Here is a 26,398-nt window from a genome sequence, read left to right as displayed (position 1 = left end):
CTGCTGCCGAAGTGCCATGGGGTGGCACAAATTTCCCCTGCCGCAGGCGTGTCGAAGGTTGCTGGTAGGCGGACGATACACGTTGCCACTATTTGCTGAACAGTTATCTGTGCGTCGCCCTTGCCAAGCGTTGGTGGAGGATTATGCTGGGCGCCGTTTTGACTGTTCGGAGTGTTCCATGTCTCGCCGCTTGCCCGTGATCGTGCTGCTCATCGTCCTGCCGTTGTGGCTGGCCGCCAGTTATGGCTTGCGCTACGGCTTTATGGAGGATGCGCGCTGGGTGGGCGCCTGTGTCGAGGAGGCCGCGCGCTGGGAATGCTCGCTGCGTTCCAGCCTGGGCTGGATGATCCACTTCAAGGTGCTGGGCTGGAGCGCCCTGGGTACCGCGCTGCTGGCATTTGTCCTGCCGGGGCGCAGCGGCTGGTGGCTGGCGGTGCTGGCGTTGCTGGCCGGCATTCCGGCCCTGGCGTTGTACAACACCACCTTGGCGGTGTTCGCGGTGGTGATTGGCGCATTGCGTCTGGTGCGGGCTGCGCGATCCTGAAGTGGCGGCCGCGGGCGCAATCCAGGCGTCCCGCGGCCAACAGGCCAAGGTTCAGGCGAGACGGGCCCTGAGGCTGCGCCACAGCGCGGCCACCATCAGCAGGCTGACCAGGGCCCAGCCCCAGGCCTGTTGGTTGGCCAGGCCTTCCTGGTACAGCTGGGGAGCGATGCCGGCACCCAGGATAAAGGTCAGCAGGGCAATCTCGCGGCGCGGGACGCGGACCGGGCGGCACAGGTAGACCAGCGCCGGCAGCACCAGGGCCGCGCTGGGGAAGCTGCGGTAGCGTGGGTCGAACACCAGTTCCAGCATCATGACTGCAGCGGCGAAGCCCGCTGCCGCCAGAAGCCAGCCGGCCCGTTGTTCCAGGGCGTTGAAGGCCCGTTGGCGCCAGCCTTGGCGAGGGCTCAGTGTCAGTGCGGCGTGGCTCAGAACCAGCAGGTTCAGGCCCAGCAGCAAGGCGGCCCACACCCACTCCCCGGTGAAACGGCTGGTGACCCGTGCCAGTTCGGCCCAGGTGCCGATGGCGCAGGCCGCCAGCGCCCCCAGTAGCGGCAGCAGCAGTGCCGCGCGCCGGGTCCGGACCGGTCCGCCCAGCACCAGGGTGCCGAGGAAGATCACGCCGCCCACGCCCAGCCACAGCGGCCAGTAAGGCAGGTTGGAAACCGGGCCGGCGAGGATGCCCTTGTCCTGGCGATCGGCGTCGAACAGTCCCCAGTAGCCGCCCACTGCACCTTCGCTGGCGCGTTTCCAGGGTTGGTCGAAGGCTTCGATCAGGTTGTAGTGCCAGCCGTTGTGCTCTGCCAGGGCCACGAAGCCGCGAATGAACTTGGCTTCGTTGACCCGGCTCGGCACTGCGGTTTCGCGCTGGCGGCCTTCGCTGGGCCAGCCGGTTTCACCGATCAGCACGTCCTTGGGGGCGAAACGGTTGCCGAACACCTGGCGCACCTCGGCCACGTGGTTGAGGGCGGCGTCGATGTTCGATGGATCGTCTTCCCAATAGGGCAGCAGGTGGATGGTGAGGAAGTCCACCGCCGGGGCGATTTCCGGGTGCTTGAGCCAGAACTCCCAGACGTCGGCGTAGGTCACCGGCTGCTTGACCCCGGCCTTGACCTTGAGAATCAGCCGCGCCAGTTGGGCGCCGGTGACTTCCTTGCGCAGCAGGGCTTCGTTGCCGACGATCACCGCGCTGACCACGTCCGGGTTGGCGTTGGCCGAGGCGATCAGCAGGTCGACTTCTTTTTCGGTGTCCACCGGGTTGCTGTTGACCCAGGCGCCGATCATCAGCTTCAGGCCGTGCTTGCGCGCCAGCTCGGGCAGGGCTTCGAGTCCGGTCATGGAGTAGGTGCGGATGCATTCGAACCGTGTGGCCAGCAGCGCCAGGTCGGCATCCATGCGCTCGGGGCGCAGTGCGAACGGCTGGTCGAAGGGCGACTGATCCTTGTCGAACGGCGTGTAGGACGCGCATTGCAGTTTGTGGCTGGCGCTGGCGACGTCGGGCAGATGCACTGGCTGGCCAAGGCCGTACCAGTAGCCGCAAAGGGCCAGCAGGCCGATCAGGCAGGCAAACAGATAAGCAGGGAAGGGGAAGCGGGCGGAGGCGGACATGGTCGGGCCATAGCAGAACAAAGCCCGGCATCTTACCCGTATTTGTCCGGGGCTTGGTGGTCGGCATGCTGTAGCCATGCAAAGTTCGGGCGGGCCTGCGGCATGGGATCGGCGGCGGGCCGGTTAATGGCTATCTGATGTCGTTGCTGGTTGTCTTGAGGTCGCAGACAGAGCAGGTCGCGGGCGAAGGCAGGTTGATGATCGAAGCATCAGTACTCCGCTGATGATCGAACGCGTTCGCGGTGAGGCGTGATGGGGGCGCTGTGCACCATAACCATACGTTGACGTGCCTGGCAGCCGCCTGGCACTGCACTATTCGGGGAAGTAACGATGAAGATGCGACGACTCTTAGGCGCAGGTGCCGCTCTGGTACTTGCCATCAGCTCCACTCTGGCCAGTGCCGACAGCAAGACCCTGAGCATCGGCTACGTCGACGGCTGGTCCGACAGCGTGGCGACCACCTATGTGGCCGCGGAGGTGATCAAGCAGAAGCTCGGTTATGACGTCAAGCTGCAAGCGGTTGCGACCGGGATCATGTGGCAGGGCGTGGCTACCGGCAAGCTCGATGCCATGCTCTCGGCCTGGTTGCCGGTGACTCATGGTGAGTACTGGGCCAAGAACAAGGACAAGGTGGTGGACTATGGCCCCAACTTCAAGGACGCCAAGATCGGTCTGATCGTGCCCGAGTACGTCAAGGCCAAGACCATCGACGACCTCAAGACCGACACCAGCTTCAAGAACAAGATCGTTGGCATCGACGCCGGGTCCGGGGTGATGCTCAAGACGGATCAGGCGATCAAGGACTACGGCCTGGACTACAAGCTGCAGGCCAGTTCCGGTGCGGCGATGATCGCCGAGCTGACACGTGCCGAGGAAAAGCAGGAGTCCATCGCCGTGACGGGCTGGGTACCGCACTGGATGTTCGCCAAGTGGAAGCTGCGTTTCCTTGAAGACCCGAAAGGCGTCTACGGCGCTGCTGAAACCGTCAACAGCATCGGCAGCAAGGGGCTGGAGAAGAAGGCGCCGGAAGTGGCGGCGTTCCTGAAGAAGTTCCAGTGGGCGTCCAAGGATGAAATCGGCCAGGTCATGCTGGCCATTCAAGACGGCGCAAAACCGGAGGCAGCGGCCAAGGACTGGGTTGGCAAGCACCCGGAACGCGTTGCCGAGTGGACGGCTAAATAGCCGCCAGGCGTCTAGATAGAGGGTCCTAGGGCCGCCCGCTGCTTGCAGCGGGCGGCCCTTGTTTTTTTCGCGGGGAAAATTGGCGAGCTGGCTAATGTCGTTCTAATACTAAGGTCGTCTGGAACCTGCTCCATAGCCGCATAGAGTGGACGAAGGTCTGTTGACGCTTGGTGGCGAGCCGCGTTGCTGGGCCAGCTTGTGCGAGGCAAGGCGCGGGATGCTACCAATGGTTATTCCCTTGGCAAATCCCGCAACGCAGCCTCGCGCAAGTTGGCACGCAACCGAAGGCACGGGGTCCACTTGGTGCAGGGCTGCGTTTCTCGGAGCTTATTTGGAACAACCAAACTGCGCTCCTCGCGCCTTGCCCTGCACCAAGTGGATCACCGTCGCGGTCGTCACCAAGCGCCAACAGACCCTAGGTTCCACCTAAAATCTGTGCTGCGAGGATAAAAACAATGAACGACAGCATTTACCTCTCGATTCAAAACAGCCCGCGCTTCAAGGAGCTGGTCAGCAAGCGAGAGCGGTTCGCCTGGATTCTCTCGGCGATCATGCTTGGGCTTTACTCGGGTTTCATCCTGTTGATCGCCTATGGGCCCCAGATACTGGGCGCCAAACTCAGTCCAACGTCATCCATCACCTGGGGTATTCCCATTGGTGTCGGCTTGATTGTCTCGGCCTTCGTCCTGACGGCCATCTATGTGCGACGCGCCAACGGTGAGTTCGACGAGCTGAACAACGCGATCCTGAAGGAGGCTCAGCAATGATCCGACGTCTATTCGCAGCACTCGGTCTTGCCGCTTTCGCTCCCGCCCTCTGGGCCGCAGACGCTTTGACAGGCGAAGTCCACAAGCAACCCCTCAACGTTTCGGCGATTGCCATGTTCGTGGTGTTCGTCGGGGCTACGTTGTGCATCACCTACTGGGCCTCCAAGCGCAACAAGTCGGCCGCCGACTATTACGCGGCGGGCGGCAAGATCACCGGCTTCCAGAACGGCCTGGCGATTGCCGGTGACTACATGTCCGCGGCGTCCTTCCTGGGGATTTCCGCCCTGGTGTTCACTTCCGGCTATGACGGCCTGATCTACTCCATCGGCTTCCTGGTGGGCTGGCCGATCATTCTGTTCCTGATCGCCGAGCGCCTGCGCAACCTGGGCAAGTACACCTTTGCCGACGTGGCGTCCTACCGCCTCGGGCAGACCCAGATCCGTACCCTGTCGGCCTGCGGCTCGCTGGTGGTGGTGGCGTTCTACCTGATCGCGCAGATGGTGGGTGCCGGCAAGCTGATCCAGCTGCTGTTCGGCCTCGACTACCACGTGGCGGTGATCCTTGTGGGGATCCTGATGTGCCTGTATGTGCTGTTCGGCGGCATGCTGGCCACCACTTGGGTGCAGATCATCAAGGCGGTGCTGCTGTTGTCCGGCGCGTCCTTCATGGCGCTGATGGTGATGAAGCACGTCAACTTCGACTTCAATACCCTGTTCTCCGAGGCGATCAAGGTTCACCCCAAAGGTGAGGCGATCATGAGCCCGGGCGGCCTGGTGAAGGATCCGATCTCGGCCTTCTCCCTGGGTCTGGCGCTGATGTTCGGTACCGCCGGCCTGCCGCACATCCTCATGCGCTTCTTCACCGTGAGCGATGCCAAGGAAGCTCGCAAGAGCGTGCTCTACGCCACTGGTTTCATCGGCTACTTCTACATCCTGACCTTCATCATCGGCTTTGGCGCGATCCTGCTGGTGAGCACCAATCCGGCCTTCAAGGATGCGGCGGGTGCCTTGCTCGGCGGTAACAACATGGCGGCGGTGCACCTGGCCAATGCGGTGGGTGGCAGCGTGTTCCTCGGCTTCATCTCGGCAGTGGCCTTCGCCACCATCCTGGCGGTTGTGGCGGGTCTGACCCTGGCGGGTGCCTCGGCGGTGTCCCACGACCTGTATGCCAGCGTGATCAAGAAGGGCAAGGCCAACGAGAAGGACGAGATCCGCGTTTCCAAGATCACTACCGTGGCCTTGGGTGTGCTGGCCATCGGTCTGGGCATTCTCTTCGAAAGCCAGAACATCGCGTTCATGGTAGGCCTGGCGTTCTCCATCGCCGCCAGCTGCAACTTCCCGGTACTGCTGCTTTCCATGTACTGGAAGAAGCTCACCACCCGCGGCGCCATGGTTGGTGGCTGGCTGGGCCTGGTCAGTGCGGTGGCGCTGATGGTCCTCGGTCCAACCATCTGGGTGCAGATCCTGCATCACGAGAAGGCGATCTTCCCGTATGAGTACCCGGCGCTGTTCTCGATGATCATCGCCTTCATCGGTATCTGGTTCTTCTCCATCACTGACAAGTCGGCTTCGGCAGTCAACGAGCGGGCCCTGTTCTTCCCGCAGTTCGTGCGTTCGCAGACCGGTCTGGGTGCCAGTGGGGCGGTGTCGCACTAAGCGAGAGGGTGGCATCGGCTTCTATATAGAAGCTGCGTAATGGCGAAATGCCTCGGTCGAGAGATCGGGGCATTTTTGTGTCCGCTCGTCCTGTACTACTGGCGCCGAGTTCAGGCGCAGGGTCGTAGGTGCGGGCTTGCCAGGCAAAGCGTATTTGAGGGGGGGAGGGAGTGCGGGGCTCTTCACCGGCAAGCCGGCTACTGCGCTGTGTAGGCAGGGGAGGGCAGAAACAAATACGACCTCTGTTAGAGGCCGTATTCGGTGCAGCTAAGACGTGTGCGCAAGGCGGGTCTTATTTGCGGTCTTCCAGCTTGGTGATGTCGCGCGACTCGTAGCCGGTGTACAGCTGACGTGGACGGCCGATCTTGTAAGGGCTGGAGAGCATTTCTTTCCAGTGGGAGATCCAGCCGACGGTCCGCGCCAGGGCGAAGATCACGGTGAACATGCTTGTTGGAATGCCGATCGCCTTGAGGATGATCCCCGAGTAGAAGTCGACGTTCGGGTACAAGGAGCGTTCGATGAAGTACGGATCGGTCAGGGCGATCTCTTCCAGGCGCATCGCCAGTTCGAGCTGAGGATCGTTGTTGATGCCGAGCTCTTTCAGGACTTCGTCGCAGGTCTGCTTCATCACGGTGGCGCGCGGGTCGCGGTTTTTATACACGCGGTGACCGAAGCCCATGAGTTTGAACGGATCGTTCTTGTCCTTGGCCTTGGCGATGAACTTGTCGATGTTCGAGACATCGCCAATTTCGTCGAGCATGGTCAGTACGGCTTCGTTGGCACCGCCGTGGGCAGGGCCCCAGAGCGCGGCGATACCGGCTGCGATACAGGCGAACGGGTTGGCACCCGAAGAACCGGCCAGGCGCACGGTGGAGGTCGAGGCGTTCTGTTCGTGGTCGGCGTGGAGGATGAAGATCCGGTCCATTGCCTTGGCCAGTACCGGGCTGATCGGTTTGATCTCGCACGGGGTGTTGAACATCATGTGCAGGAAGTTTTCCGCGTACGACAGGTCGTTGCGCGGATACATCATCGGCTGGCCCATGGAGTACTTGTAAACCATCGCAGCCAGGGTCGGCATCTTGGCGACCAGGCGCACGGCGGAAATTTCGCGGTGCTGCGGGTTATTGATGTCCAGGGAGTCGTGGTAGAACGCCGACAGGGCGCCGACTACGCCACACATCACCGCCATCGGGTGAGCGTCGCGGCGGAAGCCGTTGAAGAAGCTCTTCAGCTGCTCGTGAACCATGGTGTGGTTCTTTACGGTGCTGACGAACTGAGCCTTTTGTTCGGCGGTGGGCAGTTCACCGTTGAGCAGCAGGTAGCAGGTTTCCAGATAGTCCGACTTTTCAGCCAGTTGTTCGATCGGGTAGCCGCGATGCAGCAGAATGCCGTTGTCGCCGTCGATGTAGGTGATTTTCGACTCGCAGGAGGCGGTCGACATGAAACCCGGGTCAAAAGTGAAGCGGCCCGTGGCCGTCAGGCCCCGAACATCGATTACATCGGGACCAACGGTGCCGGTTAAAATGGGCAGCTCGACGGGGGCTGCGCCCTCGATGATCAACTGCGCTTTTTTGTCAGCCATGTGGCCTCCTATTTATGCTTGAAATCATCAGACAGACCCCCCACGCAGGGCCCGCACCACTATAGTGAGATAAATCTGAATGTCAATTTGCCTAAAGTCTTGTCCCAGAAGGCTTTGGGAGGGATTTTTTAGCGAAATTCACCGCCATTTACGCCTTTTATATGGCTAACGCAATCAGCTATTAGGGGAAGGCGTTTGCGTTGTCATTAGTAGCCTAACTGTCTATACTCGGCCACCGACCTCCGTAGGCTTCTGGGCCCGCTTTATTGGGGGTCGCACTCCCTGGGTAGTGGTTACCTGACCAGTGCACTCCCCAACAACTTTGCCCTGATTGTTAGGGGCTCTTCAGTGTGAAAAAAAGCCGTGAATAGCCAACGACCTGTAAACCTAGACCTAAGGACCATCAAACTCCCCATCACCGGCGTTACGTCGTTTCTTCACCGTGTTTCCGGCATCATCCTCTTCCTGGGCATCGGCATCATGCTTTATGCATTGAGCAAATCCCTGGGTTCCGAGGAAGGCTATGCCGAGGTGAAGGCGTGCTTGACCAGTCCGCTGGCCAAATTCGTTGCATGGGGCCTCCTGTCCGCCTTGCTGTATCACTTGGTGGCCGGTGTACGCCATCTGATTATGGACATGGGCATCGGTGAGACGCTGGAAGGCGGCAAGCTGGGCTCGAAAATCGTTATCGCCGTATCCGTGGTGGTAATCGTTCTGGCGGGAGTTTGGATATGGTAACCAGCGTTACGAACCTGTCGCGTTCGGGCCTTTATGACTGGATGGCACAACGTGTGTCTGCGGTCGTTCTCGCGGCTTATTTCATTTTCCTGATCGGATACCTCGTAGCGAATCCGGGCATTGACTACACCCAGTGGCATGGCCTGTTCGCAAACAACTGGATGCGTATCTTCAGTCTGCTGGCCATGGTGGCCCTGGGCGCTCACGCCTGGGTCGGCATGTGGACCATCTCGACTGACTACCTGACGCCGATGGCGCTGGGCAAGTCGGCGACAGCAGTGCGTTTCCTTTTCCAGGCAGTATGCGGCGTCGCGATGTTCGCTTACTTCGTCTGGGGTGTGCAGATTCTCTGGGGTATCTGATTCATGGCTAACATTCCAACCATTTCTTTCGACGCCATCATCATTGGCGGCGGCGGCGCCGGCATGCGTGCCGCACTGCAGCTGGCCCAGGGTGGCCACAAGACTGCCGTGATCACCAAGGTGTTCCCGACCCGTTCGCACACTGTGTCTGCCCAGGGCGGCATCACTTGCGCGATCGCCTCGGCGGACCCGAACGATGACTGGCGCTGGCACATGTACGATACCGTCAAGGGTTCCGACTACATCGGTGACCAGGACGCTATCGAATACATGTGTCAGGAAGGCCCGGCTGCGGTCTTCGAACTGGACCACATGGGTCTGCCGTTCTCCCGTACCGAAACCGGTCGTATCTACCAGCGTCCTTTCGGCGGTCAGTCCAAGGACTACGGCAAGGGCGGCCAGGCGGCTCGTACCTGCGCAGCTTCCGACCGTACCGGTCACGCGCTGCTGCACACCCTTTATCAGGGCAACCTGAAAGCCGGTACCACCTTCCTCAACGAGTGGTACGCAGTCGATCTGGTGAAGAACCAGGATGGCGCCTTTGTCGGCGTGATCGCTATCTGCATCGAAACCGGCGAAACCACCTACATCCGCTCCAAGGCCACCGTTCTGGCTACCGGCGGTGCAGGTCGTATCTACGCTTCCACCACCAACGCCCTGATCAACACCGGTGACGGTGTAGGCATGGCGCTGCGTGCCGGCGTTCCGGTGCAAGACATCGAAATGTGGCAGTTCCACCCGACCGGCATCGCCGGCGCCGGTGTACTGGTAACCGAAGGTTGCCGTGGTGAAGGTGGCTACCTGATCAACAAGCACGGCGAGCGTTTCATGGAGCGTTATGCTCCGAACGCCAAAGACCTGGCTGGCCGCGACGTTGTAGCGCGCTCCATGGTCAAGGAAATCATCGCCGGCAACGGCTGTGGCCCGAATGGCGACCACGTGATGCTCAAGCTCGATCACCTGGGTGAGGAAGTGCTGCACAGCCGCCTGCCTGGCATCTGCGAGTTGTCGAAGACCTTCGCCCACGTTGACCCGGTGGTTGCTCCGGTTCCGGTCGTTCCAACCTGCCACTACATGATGGGCGGCGTTGCCACCAACATTCATGGTCAGGCGATCACTCAGAACGCTGCTGGCGAAGACACCATCATCCCTGGCCTGTTTGCAGTGGGTGAAGTGGCTTGCGTATCGGTACACGGTGCCAACCGTCTGGGCGGCAACTCGCTGCTGGACCTGGTAGTGTTCGGTCGTGCAGCTGGCCTGCACCTGGAAAAAGCGCTGTCCGACGGTATCGAATACCGCGACGCCAGCGACACCGACGTCGACGTGGCCCTGAACCGCCTGGCCAAGCTCAACGAGCGCACCACCGGTGAAGACGTTGCAACCCTGCGTCGCGAGCTGCAGAGCTGCATGCAGAACTACTTCGGTGTATTCCGTACTGGCGAATACATGCAGAAGGGTATCGCCCAGCTGGCCGATCTGCGCGAGCGTATCGCCAACGTCAAGATCAACGACAAGTCTCAGGCTTTCAACACTGCACGTATCGAAGCACTTGAGCTGCAGAACCTGCTGGAAGTGGCTGAAGCCACCGCCATCGCTGCCGAAGTGCGTAAAGAGTCCCGCGGCGCTCACGCCCGTGAAGACTTTGAAGACCGTGACGACGAAAACTGGCTGTGCCACACCCTGTACTTCCCGGGTGAGAAGCGCGTTGCCAAGCGTGCGGTCAACTTCTCGCCGAAGACTGTTCCGACTTTTGAACCAAAAGTCCGGACTTACTAAAGGGTGATCGATATGTTGCAAGTTGAAGTTTATCGTTACAACCCAGACACCGATTCGGCTCCGAAAACCCAGGTTTTCCAGGTCGACACCGGTGGCAAGGACCTGATGGTGCTGGACGTGCTGGCGCTGATCAAAGAGCAGGACGAGGGTTTCTCCTACCGTCGTTCCTGCCGTGAAGGCGTTTGCGGTTCCGATGGCATGAACATCAACGGCAAGAACGGCCTGGCGTGCATCACGCCGCTGTCTGCCGTGGTCAAGAAGAACAAGCTGGTTATTCGTCCGCTGCCAGGTCTGCCGGTTATCCGTGACCTGGTCGTCGATATGAGCATCTTCTACAAGCAATACGAGAAGGTGAAACCATTCCTGCAGAACGATACGCCGGCTCCGGCCATCGAGCGTCTGCAGTCCCCGGAAGAGCGCGAGAAGCTCGACGGTCTGTACGAGTGCATCCTGTGCGCTTGCTGCTCGACCTCTTGCCCGTCCTTCTGGTGGAACCCGGACAAGTTCCTGGGTCCAGCTGCCCTGCTGCAAGCCTACCGCTTCCTGGCAGACAGCCGTGACACCAAGACATCCGAGCGTCTGGCTTCCCTGGACGACCCGTTCAGCGTATTCCGCTGCCGGGGGATCATGAACTGCGTCAACGTATGTCCCAAAGGCCTGAACCCGACTAAGGCCATCGGTCACATTCGTAACATGCTGCTGCAGAGCGGCGTGTGATTCAGCTGTTGTACCCGTAGGACCGCTGTACCCGTAAAAGCCAAGGCGCGGGCTTCAACCCGCGTCATGGCTCTAACCTGAGCAGCAGCTCACAAAGTGGCTGCTCTTATTTTTGAAGAAATGAGACAAGCAGGGGCATCCGGGCTGGTACCCGGACTATCAGCGTGATCCTAAGTGGCTTGTTTTGGTCGCTGCATTCGGACTTCTGCAAGCTTGCTCGGTGTCTTCGCCGGTGGTGTTCCCCTAACCGAGGGTGACCAAGCATGCAAGAAAGCGTGATGCAGCGCATGTGGAACAGCGCCTACCTATCCGGTAGTAACGCTGCCTATGTGGAAGAGCTCTACGAGCTCTACCTGCACGACCCTAACGCTGTGCCAGAAGAGTGGCGCACTTACTTTCAGAAGTTGCCTACCGACGGCAGCACTGCCATCGATGTTTCGCACTCGACAATCCGCGATCATTTCGTCTTGCTGGCAAAGAACCAGCGCCGCGCCCAACCGGTATCCGCCGGCAGCGTGAGCAGTGAGCACGAGAAGAAGCAAGTTGAAGTGCTGCGATTGATCCAGGCCTATCGGATGCGTGGCCACCAGGCAGCCCAGCTTGACCCGCTGGGGCTGTGGCAGCGTCCTGCACCTGCAGACCTGTCGATCAATCATTACGGCTTGACCAATGCCGATCTTGATACGACCTTCCGTGCCGGCGACCTGTTCATCGGCAAAGAGGAAGCGAGCCTACGCGAAATTCACGAAGCGTTGCAGCAGACATATTGCCGCACCATCGGCGCTGAATTCACGCACATCACCGATTCCGAGCAGCGCCAGTGGTTCCAGCAGCGTCTGGAAAGCGTGCGCGGCCGTCCGACCTATTCCGCCGACATCAAGAGCCACCTGCTCGAGCGCGTCACCGCCGGCGAAGGCCTGGAAAAATACCTGGGTACCAAATACCCGGGCACCAAGCGTTTCGGCCTGGAAGGCGGCGAAAGCCTGATTCCGATGCTCGACGAGTTGATCCAGCGTTCCGGTTCCTACGGCACCAAGGAAGTCGTGATCGGCATGGCCCACCGTGGCCGCCTCAACGTGCTGGTCAACACCTTCGGCAAGAACCCGCGCGAGCTGTTCGACGAGTTCGAAGGCAAGAAGAAGGTCGAGCTGGGCTCCGGTGACGTCAAGTACCACCAGGGCTTCTCGTCCAACGTGATGACCACCGGTGGCGAAGTTCACCTGGCCATGGCGTTCAACCCGTCCCACCTGGAAATCGTTTCTCCGGTGGTCGAAGGTTCGGTGCGCGCCCGTCAGGACCGTCGCAACGACCAGACCGGTGACAAGGTTCTGCCGATCTCGATCCACGGTGACGCGGCATTCGCCGGTCAGGGCGTGGTGATGGAAACCTTCCAGATGTCCCAGACCCGCGGTTTCCGTACCGGCGGCACTGTTCACATCGTGATCAACAACCAGGTTGGTTTCACCATCAGCAACCCGCTGGACTCGCGTTCCACCGAGTACGCCACCGACGTTGCGAAGATGATCCAGGCGCCGATCCTCCATGTGAATGGTGATGATCCGGAAGCCGTGTTGTTCGTGACCCAGCTGGCCATCGACTACCGCATGCAGTACAAGCGCGATGTGGTGATCGACCTGGTCTGCTACCGTCGTCGCGGCCACAACGAGGCCGACGAGCCAAGCGGCACCCAGCCACTGATGTATCAGCAGATCACCAAGCAGCGCACCACCCGTGAGCTGTATGCCGATCGCCTGATCCAGAGCGGTGTGCTTGACGCAGAGCGTGTTCAGGCGAAAGTCGATGAGTACCGCAATGCGCTGGACAACGGTCTGCACGTAGTGAAGAGCCTGGTCAAGGAACCGAACAAAGAGTTGTTCGTGGACTGGCGCCCATACCTGGGCCACACCTGGACCGCGCGTCACGACACCACCTTCGATCTCAAGACCCTGCAGGAACTGTCCGCCAAGCTGCTGGAATTGCCAGAAGGCTTCGTGGTTCAGCGTCAGGTCGCGAAGATCTACGAAGACCGTCAGAAGATGCAAGCCGGCGGCCTGCCGATCAACTGGGGTTACGCTGAAACCATGGCGTACGCGACCCTGGCGTTCGAAGGTCACCCGATCCGCATGACCGGCCAGGACATCGGCCGCGGCACCTTCTCGCACCGCCACGCTGTTCTGCACAACCAGAAAGATGCCAGCACTTACGTGCCGCTCAAGCATCTGTTCGAAGGTCAGCCGCGCTTTGACCTGTACGACTCCTTCCTGTCGGAAGAGGCGGTACTGGCATTCGAATACGGCTACTCGACCACCACGCCGAACGCGCTGGTGATCTGGGAGGCCCAGTTCGGCGACTTCGCCAACGGTGCGCAAGTGGTGATCGACCAGTTCATCACCAGCGGCGAGCACAAGTGGGGCCGTCTCTGCGGTCTGACCATGCTGCTGCCTCACGGTTACGAAGGTCAGGGCCCCGAGCACTCCTCGGCACGCCTGGAGCGTTACCTGCAGCTGTGCGCCGAGCACAACATTCAGGTGTGCATGCCGACCACGCCGGCACAGATCTACCACTTGCTGCGTCGCCAGGTGATCCGTCCTCTGCGCAAGCCGCTGGTGGTACTGACTCCTAAGTCGCTGCTGCGTCACAAGCTGGCCATCTCGACTCTGGAAGATCTGGCCGAAGGTTCGTTCCAGACCGTTATTCCGGAAATCGACGCACTGGACCCGAAAAAGGTCGAGCGCCTGATTCTGTGTAGCGGCAAGGTCTACTACGACCTGTTGGAAAAACGCCGTGCCGAAGGTCGTGAAGACATCGCCATCGTGCGTATCGAGCAGCTGTACCCGTTCCCTGAGGACGACCTGAACGAAGTCCTGGCTCCGTACACCAACCTCAAGCACGTGGTCTGGTGTCAGGAAGAGCCGATGAACCAGGGCGCCTGGTACTGCAGCCAGCACCACATGCGTCGCATCGTAGGCAATCACGACAAGTCGCTCGTACTCGAGTACGCCGGCCGTGACGCCTCTGCTGCGCCTGCTTGTGGCTACGCGTCGATGCACGCCGAGCAGCAGGAAAAACTGCTGCAAGATGCTTTCACTGTTTAACGCCTTCGCGCACCTGAAACCGAATTTAAGGAACCACAGATAATGGCTATCGAGATCAAAGCCCCCACTTTCCCGGAATCGGTTGCCGATGGCACCGTTGCCACCTGGCACAAGCAACCGGGCGAAGCCGTCAAGCGCGACGAGCTGATCGTCGACATCGAGACCGACAAGGTTGTGCTGGAAGTTCTGGCCACCGCTGACGGCGTGCTGGGCGCTATCGTCAAGAACGAAGGCGACACCGTTCTGTCCGACGAAGTTCTGGGCTCCATCGTTGAAGGCGGTGCCGCTACCGCTGCTCCGGCCGCTGCCGCTGCTGCCCCGGCTGCCGCTGACGGCGAAGACGATCCAATCGCCGCTCCTGCCGCGCGCAAGCTGGCTGAAGAAAACGGCATCAACATCGCTTCCGTTGCCGGTACCGGCAAAGGTGGTCGTGTGACCAAGGAAGACGTAGTGGCTGCCGTTGCCGCCAAGAAAGCCGCTCCGGCTGCCGCGCCTGCCAAGGCTCCGGCCCCGGCTGCCGCTGCTCCGGTGTTCGCTGCCGGTGATCGCGTCGAGAAGCGCGTACCAATGACCCGTCTGCGTGCCAAGGTTGCCGAGCGTCTGGTTGAAGCCCAGTCGAACATGGCGATGCTGACCACCTTCAACGAAGTCGACATGACCGAAGTCATGGCCCTGCGTTCGAAGTACAAGGACCTGTTCGAGAAGTCCCACAACGGCGTGCGCCTGGGCTTCATGTCGTTCTTCGTCAAGGCCGCCACCGAAGCGCTGAAACGCTTCCCTGCGGTCAACGCCTCGATCGACGGTTCCGACATCGTTTACCACGGCTACGCCGACATCGGTGTTGCGGTCTCCAGCGACCGTGGCCTGGTGGTTCCGGTTCTGCGTAATGCCGAGCTGATGAGCCTGGCCGAAATCGAAGGCGGCATCGCCACCTTCGGCAAGAAGGCTCGCGACGGCAAGCTGTCGATGGAAGAAATGACCGGTGGTACTTTCACCATCACCAACGGTGGTACTTTCGGCTCGATGATGTCGACCCCGATCGTCAACCCACCGCAAGCCGCTATCCTGGGCATGCACAACATCCTGCAACGTCCTATGGCGATCAACGGTCAGGTAGTAATCCGTCCGATGATGTACCTGGCGCTGTCCTACGATCACCGTCTGATCGACGGTAAAGAAGCTGTGACATTCTTGGTAACCATCAAGAACCTGCTGGAAGACCCGGCGCGTCTGCTTCTGGACATCTAAAAAGCAGTTGCAAGCTGCAAGCGACAAGCTCCAAGCCCCCAGGGCGAGGGGCTTCAAGCTTGCGGCTTGCGGCTTCTAGCTTGCCGTTAAAAGGAACCTTTTTATGACTCAGAAATTCGACGTAGTAGTGATTGGCGCGGGCCCAGGCGGTTATGTAGCTGCAATCAAGGCAGCACAGCTTGGCCTGACGACTGCTTGCATCGAGAAGTACACCGATAAAGAGGGCAAGCTGGCCCTCGGCGGTACTTGCCTGAACGTCGGTTGCATTCCTTCCAAGGCGCTGCTGGACAGCTCCTGGAAATTCCACGAAGCGCAGGACGGTTTTGCCATCCACGGTATCCAGCACGCTGGCGTGACCATGGACGTGCCGGCCATGATCGGTCGCAAGGCCAACATCGTCAAAGGCCTGACCAGCGGTGTTGCCACCCTGTTCAAGGCCAACGGCGTCACTTCGATCCAGGGCCACGGCAAGCTGCTGGCTGGCAAGAAGGTCGAAGTCACCAAGCCGGACGGTTCGGTTGAAGTGATCGAAGCCGAAAACGTGATCCTGGCTCCAGGTTCGCGTCCGATCGACATTCCACCGGCTCCGGTCGATCAGAACGTCATCGTCGACTCCACCGGCGCCCTGGAATTCCAATCCGTACCAAAACGTCTGGGCGTGATCGGCGCTGGCGTCATCGGCCTGGAGCTGGGTTCGGTCTGGTCGCGTCTGGGCGCGCAAGTGACTGTCCTCGAAGCACTGGACACCTTCCTGATGGCAGCTGACACCGCTGTTTCCAAGGAAGCGCTGAAAACCCTGACCAAACAGGGCCTGGACATCAAGCTGGGCGCTCGCGTGACCGGCTCCAAGGTCAACGGCGAAGAAGTCGTGGTGACCTACACCGACGCCAACGGCGAGCAAACCATCACTTTCGACAAGCTGATCGTTGCCGTTGGTCGCCGTCCGGTGACCACCGATCTGCTGGCTGCCGATTGCGGCGTGACTCTGGACGAGCGCGGCTTCGTGCACGTTGATGATCACTGCGCCACTACCGTACCGGGCGTCTACGCCATTGGTGACGTGGTGCGCGGCATGATGCTGGCTCACAAGGCCTCGGAAGAGGGCGTCATGGTTGCCGAGCGCATCAAGGGCCACAAGGCCCAGATGAACTATGACCTGATCCCTTCGGTTATCTATACTCACCCGGAAATTGCATGGGTCGGTAAAACCGAGCAGGCCTTGAAAGCTGAAGGCGTTGAAGTTAACGTCGGCACCTTCCCGTTTGCCGCCAGCGGCCGTGCCATGGCAGCCAACGACACCGGTGGTTTCGTCAAAGTCATCGCCGATGCCAAGACTGACCGCGTATTGGGCGTCCACGTGATTGGCCCAAGCGCTGCGGAACTGGTTCAGCAAGGTGCGATCGGCATGGAATTCGGCACCAGCGCCGAAGACCTGGGCATGATGGTTTTCTCCCATCCGACCCTGTCCGAAGCCCTGCACGAAGCAGCTCTGGCTGTGAATGGCGGCGCCATCCACATTGCCAACCGCAAGAAACGCTAAGCAATAATAAGAAACCACGGCGGTTGGCCCGTCGTGAGCCTTGTGCGCAAGACTCACCGCGGAATATCCGCTGGACTCGACCTCTTGAGGTAGCGCCACACACTGGATCGGGGCCCAGGCTCCGGGTTCAGGGTGTGGCGCTGGTTTGAGAGGAGCGGTCACAGGTGGTGCGGCACTCAATATTGAGCGCAGCGCCGAATGCGCAGTACCTAACGAAGACGGTAAAAAGCATGAATCTTCACGAGTATCAGGGTAAGCAGCTGTTCGCTGAATACGGCCTGCCAGTATCCAAAGGCTACGCGGTAGACACCCCGGAAGAAGCAGCAGAAGCTTGCGACAAAATCGGCGGCTCCGAGTGGGTTGTCAAAGCCCAGGTTCACGCCGGTGGTCGCGGTAAAGCGGGCGGCGTTAAGCTGGTTCGCAGCAAAGAAGACGCTAAGGCATTCGCTCAGCAGTGGTTGGGCAAGCGTCTGGTGACCTATCAGACTGACGCCAATGGCCAGCCTGTCACCAAGATCCTGGTTGAATCGTGCACTGATATCGCTAAAGAGCTGTACCTGGGCGCTGTCGTTGACCGTTCGAGCCGTCGCATCGTGTTCATGGCTTCCACCGAAGGTGGCGTGGACATCGAGAAAATCGCTCACGACACTCCAGAAAAAATTCTGAAAGCCACTATCGATCCACTGGTTGGCGCTCAGCCATTCCAAGGTCGCGAGCTGGCTTTCCAACTGGGTCTGGAAGGCAAGCAAGTTGCCCAGTTCGCCAAGATCTTCGTGGGTCTGGCCAAACTGTTCCAGGATCACGATCTGGCCCTGCTGGAAGTGAACCCGCTGGTGATCAAGGCTGACGGCGATCTGCACTGCCTGGACGCCAAGATCAACATCGACGCCAACGCCATGTACCGTCAGCCTAAGCTGAAGACTTTCCACGATCCGTCGCAGGACGATCCGCGCGAAGCGCACGCTGCCAAGTTCGAACTGAACTACGTAGCCCTGGAAGGCAACATTGGCTGCATGGTCAACGGTGCCGGCCTGGCCATGGGTACCATGGACATCGTCAACCTGCACGGCGGTAAGCCAGCCAACTTCCTCGACGTGGGCGGTGGTGCTACCAAAGAGCGCGTGACCGAAGCCTTCAAGATCATTCTGTCCGACACCAACGTCGCTGCAGTACTGGTCAACATCTTCGGCGGCATCGTTCGCTGCGACATGATTGCCGAAGGCATCATCGGCGCCGTGAAAGAAGTCGGCGTGAAAATCCCGGTTGTTGTTCGCCTTGAAGGCAACAACGCGGAACTGGGCGCTAAAGTACTGGCAGAAAGCGGCTTGAACATCATCGCTGCTACCAGCCTGACCGACGCTGCTCAACAAGTTGTCAAAGCTGCGGAGGGCAAATAATGAGCGTCCTGATCAATAAAGACACCAAAGTTATCTGCCAGGGCATTACCGGTTCGCAAGGTAGTTTCCACACCCAGCAAGCCATCGAGTACGGCACCAAGATGGTTGGCGGCGTAACTCCAGGCAAAGGCGGCACCGAGCACCTGGGCCTGCCAGTGTTCAACACCGTGAAAGACGCTGTAGCGGCCACTGGCGCCACCGCCAGCGTGATCTACGTTCCAGCTCCTTTCTGCAAGGACTCGATCCTGGAAGCGGCTTTCGGCGGCATCAAGCTGATCGTCTGCATCACCGAAGGCATTCCTACCCTGGACATGCTGGACGCCAAGGTTAAGTGCGACGAGCTGGGCGTGACCCTGATCGGCCCTAACTGCCCAGGCGTGATCACTCCAGGCGAATGCAAGATCGGCATCATGCCAGGTCACATTCACTTGCCAGGCAAGGTCGGTATCGTTTCCCGTTCCGGCACCCTGACTTACGAAGCCGTCAAGCAGACCACTGATGCCGGTTTCGGCCAGTCCACCTGCGTCGGCATCGGTGGTGACCCGATCCCGGGCTCCAACTTCATCGACATCCTGAAGCTGTTCCAGGAAGACCCGAAGACCGAGGCGATCGTGATGATCGGCGAGATCGGCGGTTCGGCTGAAGAAGAAGCGGCTGCCTACATCAAGGCTCACGTGACCAAGCCGGTTGTTTCCTACATCGCTGGTGTGACTGCTCCTCCGGGCAAGCGCATGGGCCATGCTGGCGCAATCATCTCTGGCGGCAAAGGCACTGCAGACGAGAAATTCGCTGCACTGCAAGACGCAGGCGTGAAAACCGTGCGTTCGCTGGCAGACATCGGCAAGGCCCTGGCCGAGCTGACCGGTTGGGCTGTCAAGTAAGCCTCGCGCTTAGCTTGTAGTTCTTCCAGCAAAGGCCACCTTCGGGTGGCCTTTGTGCTTTCTGGCGCAAGCCGGTTTGCCGGCGAAGGGGCCTGTGCGCGGGGGTGTTGTCCTTGGCGAGACCGGCGCTGGCGGGCCTGCTCCGACACGAGCCGGCCCCAGGGCGAACCAGGCTCTGGGCAACGCAGGCGCCAGCCGTGCGGTGGCTGCGCGGGGGGATTCATTCCGGTGGAAAAATAGTTTCAAAAAGGCGACATCCCCATGTCGCATATCAGAAAATTCTCATTGCGCCGGTGCGTTCGTCTTACAGATTCGGTAGGCTAGCCGCCTCTTTATGCGTCTGCTGCCCACAAGGTATCGGCGCGCTAAACGGGTCAGTCTTATACGGACTGACAGCATTTCCCTCACCCATAAGGGAAATCCCTCTCTAAATTCCGATTCAGTAGTGTGGTATTTCCTTAATGAAAGTGTTGAAAGGCCAGGACATTCTGGCGCTCGGCTTCATGACTTTTGCCCTGTTCGTCGGGGCTGGCAACATCATTTTCCCACCCATCGTCGGCTTGCAGTCCGGACCTCATGTCTGGATGGCGGCGCTGGGCTTTCTGATCACTGCGGTGGGCCTGCCGGTGATCACCGTGGTTGCCCTGGCCAAGGTCGGTGGCGCCATGGATGCGTTGAGCAGCCCCATCGGTAAAGTCGCCGGCGGTCTGTTGGCGGCGGTCTGCTACCTGGCGGTTGGCCCGCTGTTCGCCACGCCGCGCACCGCCACTGTGTCCTTTGAAGTGGGCCTGGCACCCCTGACCGGCGAGAGCCCGCTGGCACTGTTCCTCTACAGTTCGGCGTATTTCCTGCTGGTGTTCTTCATCTCCCTGTATCCAGGTCGTCTGCTGGATACCGTTGGCCGTTTCCTGGCGCCGCTGAAGATCATCGCCCTGGCGGTGCTGGGGATCGCAGCGTTCGCCCTGCCGGCCGGCAGCATTGGCGATGCCACGCCCGAGTATGTCGCCGCACCATTTTCCCAGGGCTTCATCAATGGCTACCTGACCATGGATACCCTGGGCGCCCTGGTGTTCGGCATCGTCATCGTCAATGCCATTCGCTCGCGCGGAGTCGAGTCGCCTCGACTGATCACCCGCTATGCGGTGATCGCCGGCCTGATCGCCGGGGTTGGCCTGGCGCTGGTGTACGTCAGTTTGTTCCGCCTCGGTTCGGGCAGCCATGAAGTGGCAGCCGGTGCCACCAACGGCGCAGCGGTACTGCATGCCTACGTGCAGCACACCTTCGGCTCCCTGGGCAGCGGTTTCCTCGCGGTGCTGATCTCCCTGGCGTGCCTGGTGACCGCCGTGGGTCTGACTTGCGCCTGTGCCGAGTACTTCAGCCGCGTAACGCCCTTGTCCTACAAGACGCTGGTCGTGATCCTCGCGGTTTTCTCGCTGTTGGTATCGAACCTTGGCCTGACCAAGCTCATCGCCTTCTCGATTCCGGTGCTGACCGCCATCTACCCGCCCTGCATTGCCCTGGTGGCCCTGAGCTTCTGCAAGGAGTTCTGGCAGGACCAGCGCCGCATCGTCGGTCCGGTGATGCTGGTGTCCTTTGTCTTCGGCCTGATCGATGCGCTCAAGGGCGCCGGCCTGGCCGATGGCCTGCCCAGCCAGCTGGCGCACCTGCCGTTGAGCGAGCAAGGCCTGGCCTGGCTGGTGCCTTCGGTGATCATCCTGGCGGTTGCCGTGATCTTCGACCGTATCCTGGGCAAGCCGGCCGAAGCGCTGGCTTGATCTGTCGGCAAGGGTTCAGGGTCGCCACAAGCGGCTCATGAGCATCCAGAACAATGCCCCGTATCGATCGATACGGGGCATTTTTTATGGGGCTCGTGCAGTGCCTTTTTCCTTTGCGTGGCGTCGAAGCTGTGTCCTCTGCCACGCCCTACAGGAATTTGCATGTCGTTCGTCCAAGCCAACCTGATTCATTTACTGGCCGCTTTGTGGTTCGTCATCTGCTGGGGCGGCTATACCCGTTATGCCACCTGGAAGGGACGGGACACCGCCTGCCTGGCCAGTGTCCTGCACCTGTATCGCGAAGACTGGATGCGCCGCATGCTGTTGCGTGACAACCGTATCGCCGACGCCAGTGTGATCGGCAACCTGGAACGCAACGCTTCGTTCTTCGCCTCCAGCACCCTGATCATCCTGGCGGGCATTCTTACCGTGCTTGGAGCCTCGGAACGCGCGGTGTCGCTGCTGGCGGACATTCCCATGGTCCAGCAGGCGTCCCAGGGCATGTCGGAGATCAAGCTGCTGTGTCTGGCGCTGGTGTTCGTCTACGCCTTCTTCACCTTCAGCTGGTGCATGCGCCAGTACAACTTCGCCGCCATTCTGGTGGGCTCGGCACCAATGATCGGTGAGCGCCAGGTGTCCGAGCAGGAGCGCAAGGCTTTCGCTTCGCGGGCGGCACGGGTCATTTCCATGGCTGCCAACCAGTTCAACTTCGGCCTGCGCTCCTATTACTTCGGCATGAGCATGCTGGCCTGGTTTGTCAGCCCCTGGCTGTTCATGGTGATGAGCGCGGGGGTGGTGCTGGTGCTTTATCGTCGCGAGTTTCATTCCGACGTACTGGATGTGATGGTCTATACCCCTACGGAGGCGCCATTGCCCGAGACAAACAAGGAGCTAGGCTGATGAGTATTTCGTTCTGGTGCGTGTTTATCAGTGCGTTGCTGATTTTCATTGCGCGCATTCCGGTGGCCAAGGCCATGAAAGAGCAGGGCGGTTACAACAAGCATCTGCCACGTCAGCAACAGGCCCAACTGACCGGGCTGGGCGCGCGGGCCCTGGCGGCGCATCAGAACAGTTTCGAGGCCTTCATGCTGTTTGCGGTCGGGGTGCTGATGGCCCATGTCACCCAGACTCAAGGCTGGTTGATCGACGTCCTGGCCATCACCTTTGTGATTGCCCGGGTCTTCTATCTGGCTTGCTATCTTGCGGATCTGACCTGGCAGCGAAGTCTGTTCTGGGCGGTGGGAATCTTGTGTTCCTTGTTGTTGATGCTTAGTCCAACTTTTCGCTGGTTGCTTATCTAGTCATTTCTTTCGGACACAATAAAGCCCGCACTTGGCGGGCTTTATTTATATCTTGCGCTAAAACCGAGTTAGTTGGTTTTAGGGGCTGCTTCCTTGGCGCTTTCTTCGGCTGCGGCCTTGTTGGATTCAGCCTGGTCTTTGGCAGCTTCGGCGTTTTCCTTGGCAGCTTCGTTCACTTTATCCTGAGCTTCGTTCATTTTTTGTTGAGCTTGCTCAGCGTGTTGGTTGGCATCTTGAGCTTTGTCCTCGGATTTTTTGTCACAGGCAGCCAGACCGAGGGAAGCGGTCAGCATCAGGGCAATAGCTAAAGTCTTACGCATGGGGTGTTTCTCCTTAGTGAAGATATCTACTGGCCTTTCGATCATGGTCTTGTGATTTAAGTTCCTTGGGGTTCCTAGATATATTAAGTATTTGTTCTACGGAACTTTTATCGCCCTGGCCAACCATCGATTCCTGACACTAACAAGAGAGATAACCCATGGCGCAGAATCCTGTTTTCGAGCGTGCATTGCGCTTTCTTTCCGCCTTGCGACACTGCCAGGTGCTGGGCATCAGCGTGCATAGCGCATCAGCGCAGGGCATGACCCTGACCTTGCCCTACAGCCCGCAGATCGTCGGCGATCCCCACACTGGAATCATCCACGGTGGCGCCCTGACCACCCTCATGGACACGGCCTGTGGCATGGCCACGTTGTGCGTGCTGCCGGAGTTCGAGGTTTGCCCGACCCTGGACCTGCGCATCGACTACATGCACCCGGCGGTGCCTCATCACGACGTGCATGGTTTTGCCCAGTGCTACCGGGTCACCACCGATGTGATCTTTACCCGCGGTTTTGCCTATCAGGACGATCCGCAGCGCCCGGTAGCCCATGTGGTCGGTACGTTCATGCGCATGGGCAAGGGTCTCAAGGGCACCCCGGGTTTTGCCACGGCCCTCAAGGGAGCGCGTCCATGAGCGAAGATCTCAAGGTGTTGCTGGAGCAGGCTCACCAACAGGGCGACTACGGTCCCTTGCTGCAGAAGATTCCCTACGCCGCCCTGATCGGCATCGAATGCTCGCGGCTGGGGGACGAGTTGCTGTTTCGCTTGCCGGCCAACAAGGACAACATCGGCAATCCCTTGCTGCCGGCGCTGCATGGCGGAGTGATCGCCGGTTTCATGGAATTGGCGGCGGCTGTGCATCTGTTGATCTTTACCGGCGCTCCCGGGGTGCCGAAGATCATCGATTTTTCCCTGGATTACCTGCGTGCCGGGCAGTTTCGCGACACCTTTGCCCGCTGCCAGGTCTGGCGCCAGGGGCGGCGCGTGGCCAACGTCGCGATCACCGCCTGGCAGAGCACCGCCGACGAGCCGATTGCCACCGCCCGTGCACATTTCAAGATCGAAGAGGCACCCGCCCCTTGAAATCCGGCGAGCTACCCCCACTTCCATGTCATCCCGCCGTTCTCCGCTTCCGGAGCGCGACCACAGCCATCTGATTGGAGTTTGATGACCATGAGTGTGGAAACTCAAAAGGAAACCCTGGGCTTCCAGACCGAGGTGAAGCAACTGCTGCACCTCATGATCCATTCGTTGTATTCCAATAAGGAAATCTTCCTTCGCGAATTGATCTCGAACGCCTCTGACGCCGTCGACAAATTGCGTTTCGAAGCCCTGTCCAAGCCCGAGTTGCTGGAAGGTGGCGCCGAACTGAAAATCCGTGTGAGCTTCGACAAGGACGCCAAGACCGTCACCCTCGAAGACAACGGTATCGGCATGAGCCGTGAAGATGTCATCACTCACCTGGGGACCATCGCCAAGTCCGGCACCGCCGACTTCATGAAAAACCTCACCGGCGACCAGAAGAAGGACTCGCACCTGATCGGTCAGTTCGGCGTGGGCTTCTACTCCGCATTCATCGTTGCCGATCAGGTCGAAGTGTTCAGCCGCCGTGCCGGCCTGCCGGCCAGCGAGGGCGTGCACTGGTCGTCCAAGGGCGAAGGCGAGTTCGAGGTTGCGACCATCGACAAGGCCGAACGCGGCACCCGCATCGTCCTGCACCTGAAGTCCGGTGAAGACGAATTCGCCGATGGCTGGCGCCTGCGCAACATCATCAAGAAGTATTCCGACCACATCGCCTTGCCGATCGAGCTGCCCAAAGAAGCCGCTGCCGCCGAAGGCGAAGAGAAACCGGCGCTGGAGTGGGAAACCGTCAACCGCGCCAGTGCCCTGTGGACCCGTCCGCGTACCGAGATCAAGGACGAGGAATACCAGGAGTTCTACAAGCACATCGCCCATGACTTCGAGAACCCGCTGAGCTGGAGCCACAACAAGGTAGAAGGCAAGCTGGAATACAGCTCGCTGCTCTACGTGCCGGCTCGTGCACCGTTCGACCTGTACCAGCGTGAAGCGCCGAAGGGCCTCAAGCTCTACGTACAGCGCGTGTTCGTCATGGATCAGGCCGAGTCCTTCCTGCCGCTGTACCTGCGCTTCATCAAGGGCGTGGTGGACTCCAACGACCTGTCGCTGAACGTCTCGCGGGAAATCCTGCAGAAAGACCCGATCATCGATTCGATGAAGTCGGCGCTGACCAAGCGCGTGCTGGACATGCTGGAAAAACTGGCGAAGAACGAGCCTGAGCAATACAAGGGCTTCTGGAAGAACTTTGGCCAGGTGATGAAGGAAGGCCCGGCCGAAGACTTCGCCAACAAGGAAAAGATCGCCGGCCTGCTGCGCTTCGCTTCCACTCAGGGCGACGACGGCGAGCAGACCGTGTCCCTGGCCGACTACCTGGCTCGCGCCAAGGAAGGTCAGGACAAGATCTACTTCCTCACCGGCGAATCCTACGCCCAGGTCAAGAACAGCCCGCACCTGGAAGTCTTCCGCAAGAAAGGCATCGAAGTGCTGCTGCTCACCGACCGCATCGACGAGTGGCTGATGAGCTACCTCAACGAGTTCGACGGCAAGAGCTTTGTCGACGTGGCTCGTGGCGACCTGGACCTGGGCAACCTGGACTCGGAAGAGGACAAGAAGGCTGCCGAGGAAGTCGCCAAGACCAAGGAAGGCCTGGTTGAGCGGATCAAGACCGCGCTGGGCGAGAGCGTCAGCGAAGTGCGGGTTTCCCACCGCCTGACCGACTCCCCGGCGATCCTGGCCATCGGCGAGCAGGACCTGGGGCTGCAAATGCGTCAGATCCTCGAAGCCAGCGGGCAGAAGGTTCCGGATTCCAAGCCGATCTTCGAATTCAACCCGACTCACCCGTTGATCGAGAAACTCGACGGCGAGCAGAACGAAGAGCGCTTTGGCGACCTGTCGCACATCCTCTTCGATCAAGCGGCCCTGGCGGCCGGCGACAGCTTGAAAGACCCGGCGGCCTATGTGCGCCGACTGAACAAGCTGCTGGTTGAACTGTCGGTTTAACCAGGTTGCAGGAAAAACCCGCTTCGGCGGGTTTTTTCATTCTGGTGTCCCCCTACTGGAGAAGATGAGTCATGAGTCAAATCACCGTGCGTTCCGTGGTCTATCAGATCGATGGCCAGCCCTATGAAGGCCTGCTGGCCTTTGATGCCGCCCATAAAGGCGCGCTCCCGGGGTTGCTGATGGCGCCGAACTGGATGGGTGTCAGCGCCGGCGCGCAGCAGCTCGCCGAGTCGGTGGCGGCCAAGGGGTATGTGGTGCTGATCGCCGACCTGTATGGCCAGTCGGTACGCCCCAGCGACGCCGATCAGGCCGGTGCGGCGATGATGCCCCTGAAGAATGACCGGGCGCTGCTGCGCCGGCGGATGCAGGCGGCCTTCAGCGCCCTGCAGAGCCAGGCCGAGGCCGCGGTGGACCTGTCCAGGCTGGCCACCTTCGGTTTCTGCTTTGGCGGCTGCTGCGCGCTGGAGCTGGCCCGCAGCGGGGCGCCAGTAAAGGCCGCGGCTTCCTTCCATGGCACCCTGGACACGCCCGATCCTGCAGATGCGCAGAACATCAAGGGCTCGGTGCTGGTGCTGCACGGTGCGGCCGATCCGCTGGTGGCCAAGGAACAACTGCCGGCCTTCGAGGCGGAGATGAATGCCGCAGGTGTTGACTGGCAACTGGTCAGCTACGGCGGCGCGGTGCATTCCTTCACCGATCCCCAGGCCAATGTCCCGGGCAAGATGATGTATGACGCCAAGACCTCGGCCCGGGCCTTCGCCACCCTGTACTACCTGCTGGACGAAGTGTTCCAGGGCTGACGGCATCCCCTGATCCGCCAGGAGCCGGCCTGCC

At 60.2% G+C, this 26,398-nt stretch carries 23 protein-coding genes; 20 read left to right on the top strand and 3 right to left on the bottom strand.

Features of this window, described 5'->3' with window-relative positions:
- Nucleotides 1–178: 178 nt before the first annotated feature.
- On the top strand, nucleotides 179–544 hold the full coding sequence (locus L1O02_RS22250) for a hypothetical protein (protein ID WP_060842833.1): 366 nt from the start codon (nucleotides 179–181) through the stop codon (nucleotides 542–544).
- 51 nt (nucleotides 545–595) lie between these two features.
- Here L1O02_RS22250 and L1O02_RS22245 read toward each other — a convergent pair whose 3' ends face one another.
- Nucleotides 596–2,149, bottom strand: coding sequence for a hypothetical protein (locus tag L1O02_RS22245; protein WP_060841900.1), 1,554 nt, complete (start codon nucleotides 2,147–2,149; stop codon nucleotides 596–598).
- 330 nt (nucleotides 2,150–2,479) lie between these two features.
- Here L1O02_RS22245 and L1O02_RS22240 point away from each other — a divergent pair, with 330 nt between their 5' ends.
- The 3 genes from L1O02_RS22240 (at nucleotide 2,480) to L1O02_RS22230 (ending at nucleotide 5,753) form a co-directional block, all read left to right on the top strand.
- Nucleotides 2,480–3,331: a glycine betaine ABC transporter substrate-binding protein gene (locus L1O02_RS22240; protein ID WP_060838186.1), complete on the top strand. Its 852-nt coding sequence runs from the start codon at nucleotides 2,480–2,482 to the stop codon at nucleotides 3,329–3,331.
- Nucleotides 3,332–3,786: 455 nt separating this feature from the next.
- Nucleotides 3,787–4,098: a DUF485 domain-containing protein gene (locus L1O02_RS22235; RefSeq protein WP_016968084.1), complete on the top strand. Its 312-nt coding sequence runs from the start codon at nucleotides 3,787–3,789 to the stop codon at nucleotides 4,096–4,098.
- Nucleotides 4,095–5,753 carry a cation acetate symporter gene (locus tag L1O02_RS22230; RefSeq protein ID WP_060838187.1) on the top strand — a complete coding sequence of 553 codons (1,659 nt, stop codon included), beginning with the start codon at nucleotides 4,095–4,097 and terminating at the stop codon, nucleotides 5,751–5,753. The genes L1O02_RS22235 and L1O02_RS22230 overlap by 4 nt, the downstream gene beginning before the upstream one ends.
- A 292-nt stretch (nucleotides 5,754–6,045) precedes the next feature.
- Here the strand turns inward: L1O02_RS22230 and gltA are convergent, their stop codons facing one another.
- Entirely contained in the window at nucleotides 6,046–7,335 is a 1,290-nt protein-coding gene (gene gltA, locus L1O02_RS22225) for a citrate synthase (RefSeq protein ID WP_011060047.1), read from the bottom strand.
- Between the two features lie 363 nt (nucleotides 7,336–7,698).
- On the opposite strand from gltA, the gene sdhC reads away from it, so the two are divergent.
- The 12 genes from sdhC to L1O02_RS22165 all read left to right on the top strand — a co-directional run bounded on the left by sdhC (nucleotide 7,699) and on the right by L1O02_RS22165 (nucleotide 22,165).
- Complete coding sequence (gene sdhC, locus L1O02_RS22220; RefSeq protein ID WP_011060048.1) at nucleotides 7,699–8,073, top strand: succinate dehydrogenase, cytochrome b556 subunit; 375 nt, start codon at nucleotides 7,699–7,701, stop codon at nucleotides 8,071–8,073.
- Nucleotides 8,067–8,435 carry a succinate dehydrogenase, hydrophobic membrane anchor protein gene (sdhD, locus tag L1O02_RS22215; protein WP_011060049.1) on the top strand — a complete coding sequence of 123 codons (369 nt, stop codon included), beginning with the start codon at nucleotides 8,067–8,069 and terminating at the stop codon, nucleotides 8,433–8,435. Before sdhC ends, sdhD begins: the two co-directional genes overlap by 7 nt.
- 3 nt (nucleotides 8,436–8,438) lie before the next feature.
- Complete coding sequence (gene sdhA / locus L1O02_RS22210; protein WP_060838188.1) at nucleotides 8,439–10,211, top strand: succinate dehydrogenase flavoprotein subunit; 1,773 nt, start codon at nucleotides 8,439–8,441, stop codon at nucleotides 10,209–10,211.
- Between the two features lie 12 nt (nucleotides 10,212–10,223).
- Nucleotides 10,224–10,928, top strand: coding sequence for a succinate dehydrogenase iron-sulfur subunit (locus L1O02_RS22205; protein ID WP_022643104.1), 705 nt, complete (start codon nucleotides 10,224–10,226; stop codon nucleotides 10,926–10,928).
- 263 nt (nucleotides 10,929–11,191) lie between these two features.
- Entirely contained in the window at nucleotides 11,192–14,023 is a 2,832-nt protein-coding gene (locus L1O02_RS22200) for a 2-oxoglutarate dehydrogenase E1 component (protein ID WP_016968088.1), read from the top strand.
- A gap of 42 nt (nucleotides 14,024–14,065) precedes the next feature.
- Nucleotides 14,066–15,271 (top strand): 2-oxoglutarate dehydrogenase complex dihydrolipoyllysine-residue succinyltransferase, encoded by a 1,206-nt coding sequence (odhB, locus tag L1O02_RS22195; RefSeq protein ID WP_235758730.1) that lies wholly within the window; start codon nucleotides 14,066–14,068, stop codon nucleotides 15,269–15,271.
- A gap of 103 nt (nucleotides 15,272–15,374) precedes the next feature.
- Complete coding sequence (gene lpdA, locus L1O02_RS22190; RefSeq protein ID WP_060838190.1) at nucleotides 15,375–16,811, top strand: dihydrolipoyl dehydrogenase; 1,437 nt, start codon at nucleotides 15,375–15,377, stop codon at nucleotides 16,809–16,811.
- A gap of 230 nt (nucleotides 16,812–17,041) precedes the next feature.
- On the top strand, nucleotides 17,042–18,208 hold the full coding sequence (gene sucC / locus L1O02_RS22185; protein ID WP_009047768.1) for an ADP-forming succinate--CoA ligase subunit beta: 1,167 nt from the start codon (nucleotides 17,042–17,044) through the stop codon (nucleotides 18,206–18,208).
- The gene (sucD, locus tag L1O02_RS22180; protein WP_003223019.1) at nucleotides 18,208–19,089 is read left to right on the top strand and encodes a succinate--CoA ligase subunit alpha; all 882 of its coding nucleotides are present in this window, start codon (nucleotides 18,208–18,210) and stop codon (nucleotides 19,087–19,089) included. The genes sucC and sucD overlap by 1 nt, the downstream gene beginning before the upstream one ends.
- A 461-nt stretch (nucleotides 19,090–19,550) precedes the next feature.
- Entirely contained in the window at nucleotides 19,551–20,864 is a 1,314-nt protein-coding gene (gene brnQ, locus L1O02_RS22175; RefSeq protein ID WP_060838191.1) for a branched-chain amino acid transport system II carrier protein, read from the top strand.
- 162 nt (nucleotides 20,865–21,026) lie between these two features.
- On the top strand, nucleotides 21,027–21,764 hold the full coding sequence (locus L1O02_RS22170; protein WP_060838192.1) for a DUF599 family protein: 738 nt from the start codon (nucleotides 21,027–21,029) through the stop codon (nucleotides 21,762–21,764).
- Nucleotides 21,764–22,165, top strand: coding sequence for an MAPEG family protein (locus L1O02_RS22165; RefSeq protein ID WP_108544793.1), 402 nt, complete (start codon nucleotides 21,764–21,766; stop codon nucleotides 22,163–22,165). Before L1O02_RS22170 ends, L1O02_RS22165 begins: the two co-directional genes overlap by 1 nt.
- Before the next feature lie 68 nt (nucleotides 22,166–22,233).
- On the opposite strand, the gene L1O02_RS22160 is transcribed toward L1O02_RS22165, so the two are convergent.
- On the bottom strand, nucleotides 22,234–22,485 hold the full coding sequence (locus L1O02_RS22160) for a hypothetical protein (protein WP_016968094.1): 252 nt from the start codon (nucleotides 22,483–22,485) through the stop codon (nucleotides 22,234–22,236).
- Between the two features lie 158 nt (nucleotides 22,486–22,643).
- Here L1O02_RS22160 and L1O02_RS22155 point away from each other — a divergent pair, with 158 nt between their 5' ends.
- From L1O02_RS22155 to L1O02_RS22140, 4 genes are all read left to right on the top strand, one after another.
- A complete protein-coding gene (locus L1O02_RS22155; RefSeq protein WP_060838194.1) occupies nucleotides 22,644–23,120 on the top strand; it encodes a PaaI family thioesterase in 477 nt (158 codons plus the stop codon).
- Nucleotides 23,117–23,569 (top strand): PaaI family thioesterase, encoded by a 453-nt coding sequence (locus L1O02_RS22150; protein WP_060838195.1) that lies wholly within the window; start codon nucleotides 23,117–23,119, stop codon nucleotides 23,567–23,569. The genes L1O02_RS22155 and L1O02_RS22150 overlap by 4 nt, the downstream gene beginning before the upstream one ends.
- A gap of 90 nt (nucleotides 23,570–23,659) precedes the next feature.
- Nucleotides 23,660–25,564, top strand: a complete 1,905-nt coding sequence (gene htpG / locus L1O02_RS22145; protein WP_060841901.1) for a molecular chaperone HtpG — start codon at nucleotides 23,660–23,662, stop codon at nucleotides 25,562–25,564.
- Nucleotides 25,565–25,635: 71 nt separating this feature from the next.
- Entirely contained in the window at nucleotides 25,636–26,364 is a 729-nt protein-coding gene (locus tag L1O02_RS22140) for a dienelactone hydrolase family protein (RefSeq protein ID WP_060838196.1), read from the top strand.
- The last annotated feature ends 34 nt before the right edge of the window (nucleotides 26,365–26,398 follow it).

The organism is Pseudomonas sp. BC42 (genome assembly GCF_021560055.1).
Lineage (GTDB): Bacteria > Pseudomonadota > Gammaproteobacteria > Pseudomonadales > Pseudomonadaceae > Aquipseudomonas.
Note: the sequence above shows the minus strand (reverse complement) of the source record. Positions and strands in the feature narration are given on the sequence as shown.

Coding starts and splice junctions, on each gene's coding strand:
- L1O02_RS22250 (WP_060842833.1), top strand. CDS start 179: ATGTCTCGCCGCTTGCCCGTGATCGTGCTGCTCATCGTCCTGCCGTTG.
- L1O02_RS22245 (WP_060841900.1), bottom strand. CDS start 2,149: ATGTCCGCCTCCGCCCGCTTCCCCTTCCCTGCTTATCTGTTTGCCTGC.
- L1O02_RS22240 (WP_060838186.1), top strand. CDS start 2,480: ATGAAGATGCGACGACTCTTAGGCGCAGGTGCCGCTCTGGTACTTGCC.
- L1O02_RS22235 (WP_016968084.1), top strand. CDS start 3,787: ATGAACGACAGCATTTACCTCTCGATTCAAAACAGCCCGCGCTTCAAG.
- L1O02_RS22230 (WP_060838187.1), top strand. CDS start 4,095: ATGATCCGACGTCTATTCGCAGCACTCGGTCTTGCCGCTTTCGCTCCC.
- gltA (WP_011060047.1), bottom strand. CDS start 7,335: ATGGCTGACAAAAAAGCGCAGTTGATCATCGAGGGCGCAGCCCCCGTC.
- sdhD (WP_011060049.1), top strand. CDS start 8,067: ATGGTAACCAGCGTTACGAACCTGTCGCGTTCGGGCCTTTATGACTGG.
- sdhA (WP_060838188.1), top strand. CDS start 8,439: ATGGCTAACATTCCAACCATTTCTTTCGACGCCATCATCATTGGCGGC.
- L1O02_RS22205 (WP_022643104.1), top strand. CDS start 10,224: ATGTTGCAAGTTGAAGTTTATCGTTACAACCCAGACACCGATTCGGCT.
- L1O02_RS22200 (WP_016968088.1), top strand. CDS start 11,192: ATGCAAGAAAGCGTGATGCAGCGCATGTGGAACAGCGCCTACCTATCC.
- odhB (WP_235758730.1), top strand. CDS start 14,066: ATGGCTATCGAGATCAAAGCCCCCACTTTCCCGGAATCGGTTGCCGAT.
- lpdA (WP_060838190.1), top strand. CDS start 15,375: ATGACTCAGAAATTCGACGTAGTAGTGATTGGCGCGGGCCCAGGCGGT.
- sucC (WP_009047768.1), top strand. CDS start 17,042: ATGAATCTTCACGAGTATCAGGGTAAGCAGCTGTTCGCTGAATACGGC.
- sucD (WP_003223019.1), top strand. CDS start 18,208: ATGAGCGTCCTGATCAATAAAGACACCAAAGTTATCTGCCAGGGCATT.
- brnQ (WP_060838191.1), top strand. CDS start 19,551: ATGAAAGTGTTGAAAGGCCAGGACATTCTGGCGCTCGGCTTCATGACT.
- L1O02_RS22170 (WP_060838192.1), top strand. CDS start 21,027: ATGTCGTTCGTCCAAGCCAACCTGATTCATTTACTGGCCGCTTTGTGG.
- L1O02_RS22165 (WP_108544793.1), top strand. CDS start 21,764: ATGAGTATTTCGTTCTGGTGCGTGTTTATCAGTGCGTTGCTGATTTTC.
- L1O02_RS22160 (WP_016968094.1), bottom strand. CDS start 22,485: ATGCGTAAGACTTTAGCTATTGCCCTGATGCTGACCGCTTCCCTCGGT.
- L1O02_RS22155 (WP_060838194.1), top strand. CDS start 22,644: ATGGCGCAGAATCCTGTTTTCGAGCGTGCATTGCGCTTTCTTTCCGCC.
- L1O02_RS22150 (WP_060838195.1), top strand. CDS start 23,117: ATGAGCGAAGATCTCAAGGTGTTGCTGGAGCAGGCTCACCAACAGGGC.
- htpG (WP_060841901.1), top strand. CDS start 23,660: ATGAGTGTGGAAACTCAAAAGGAAACCCTGGGCTTCCAGACCGAGGTG.
- L1O02_RS22140 (WP_060838196.1), top strand. CDS start 25,636: ATGAGTCAAATCACCGTGCGTTCCGTGGTCTATCAGATCGATGGCCAG.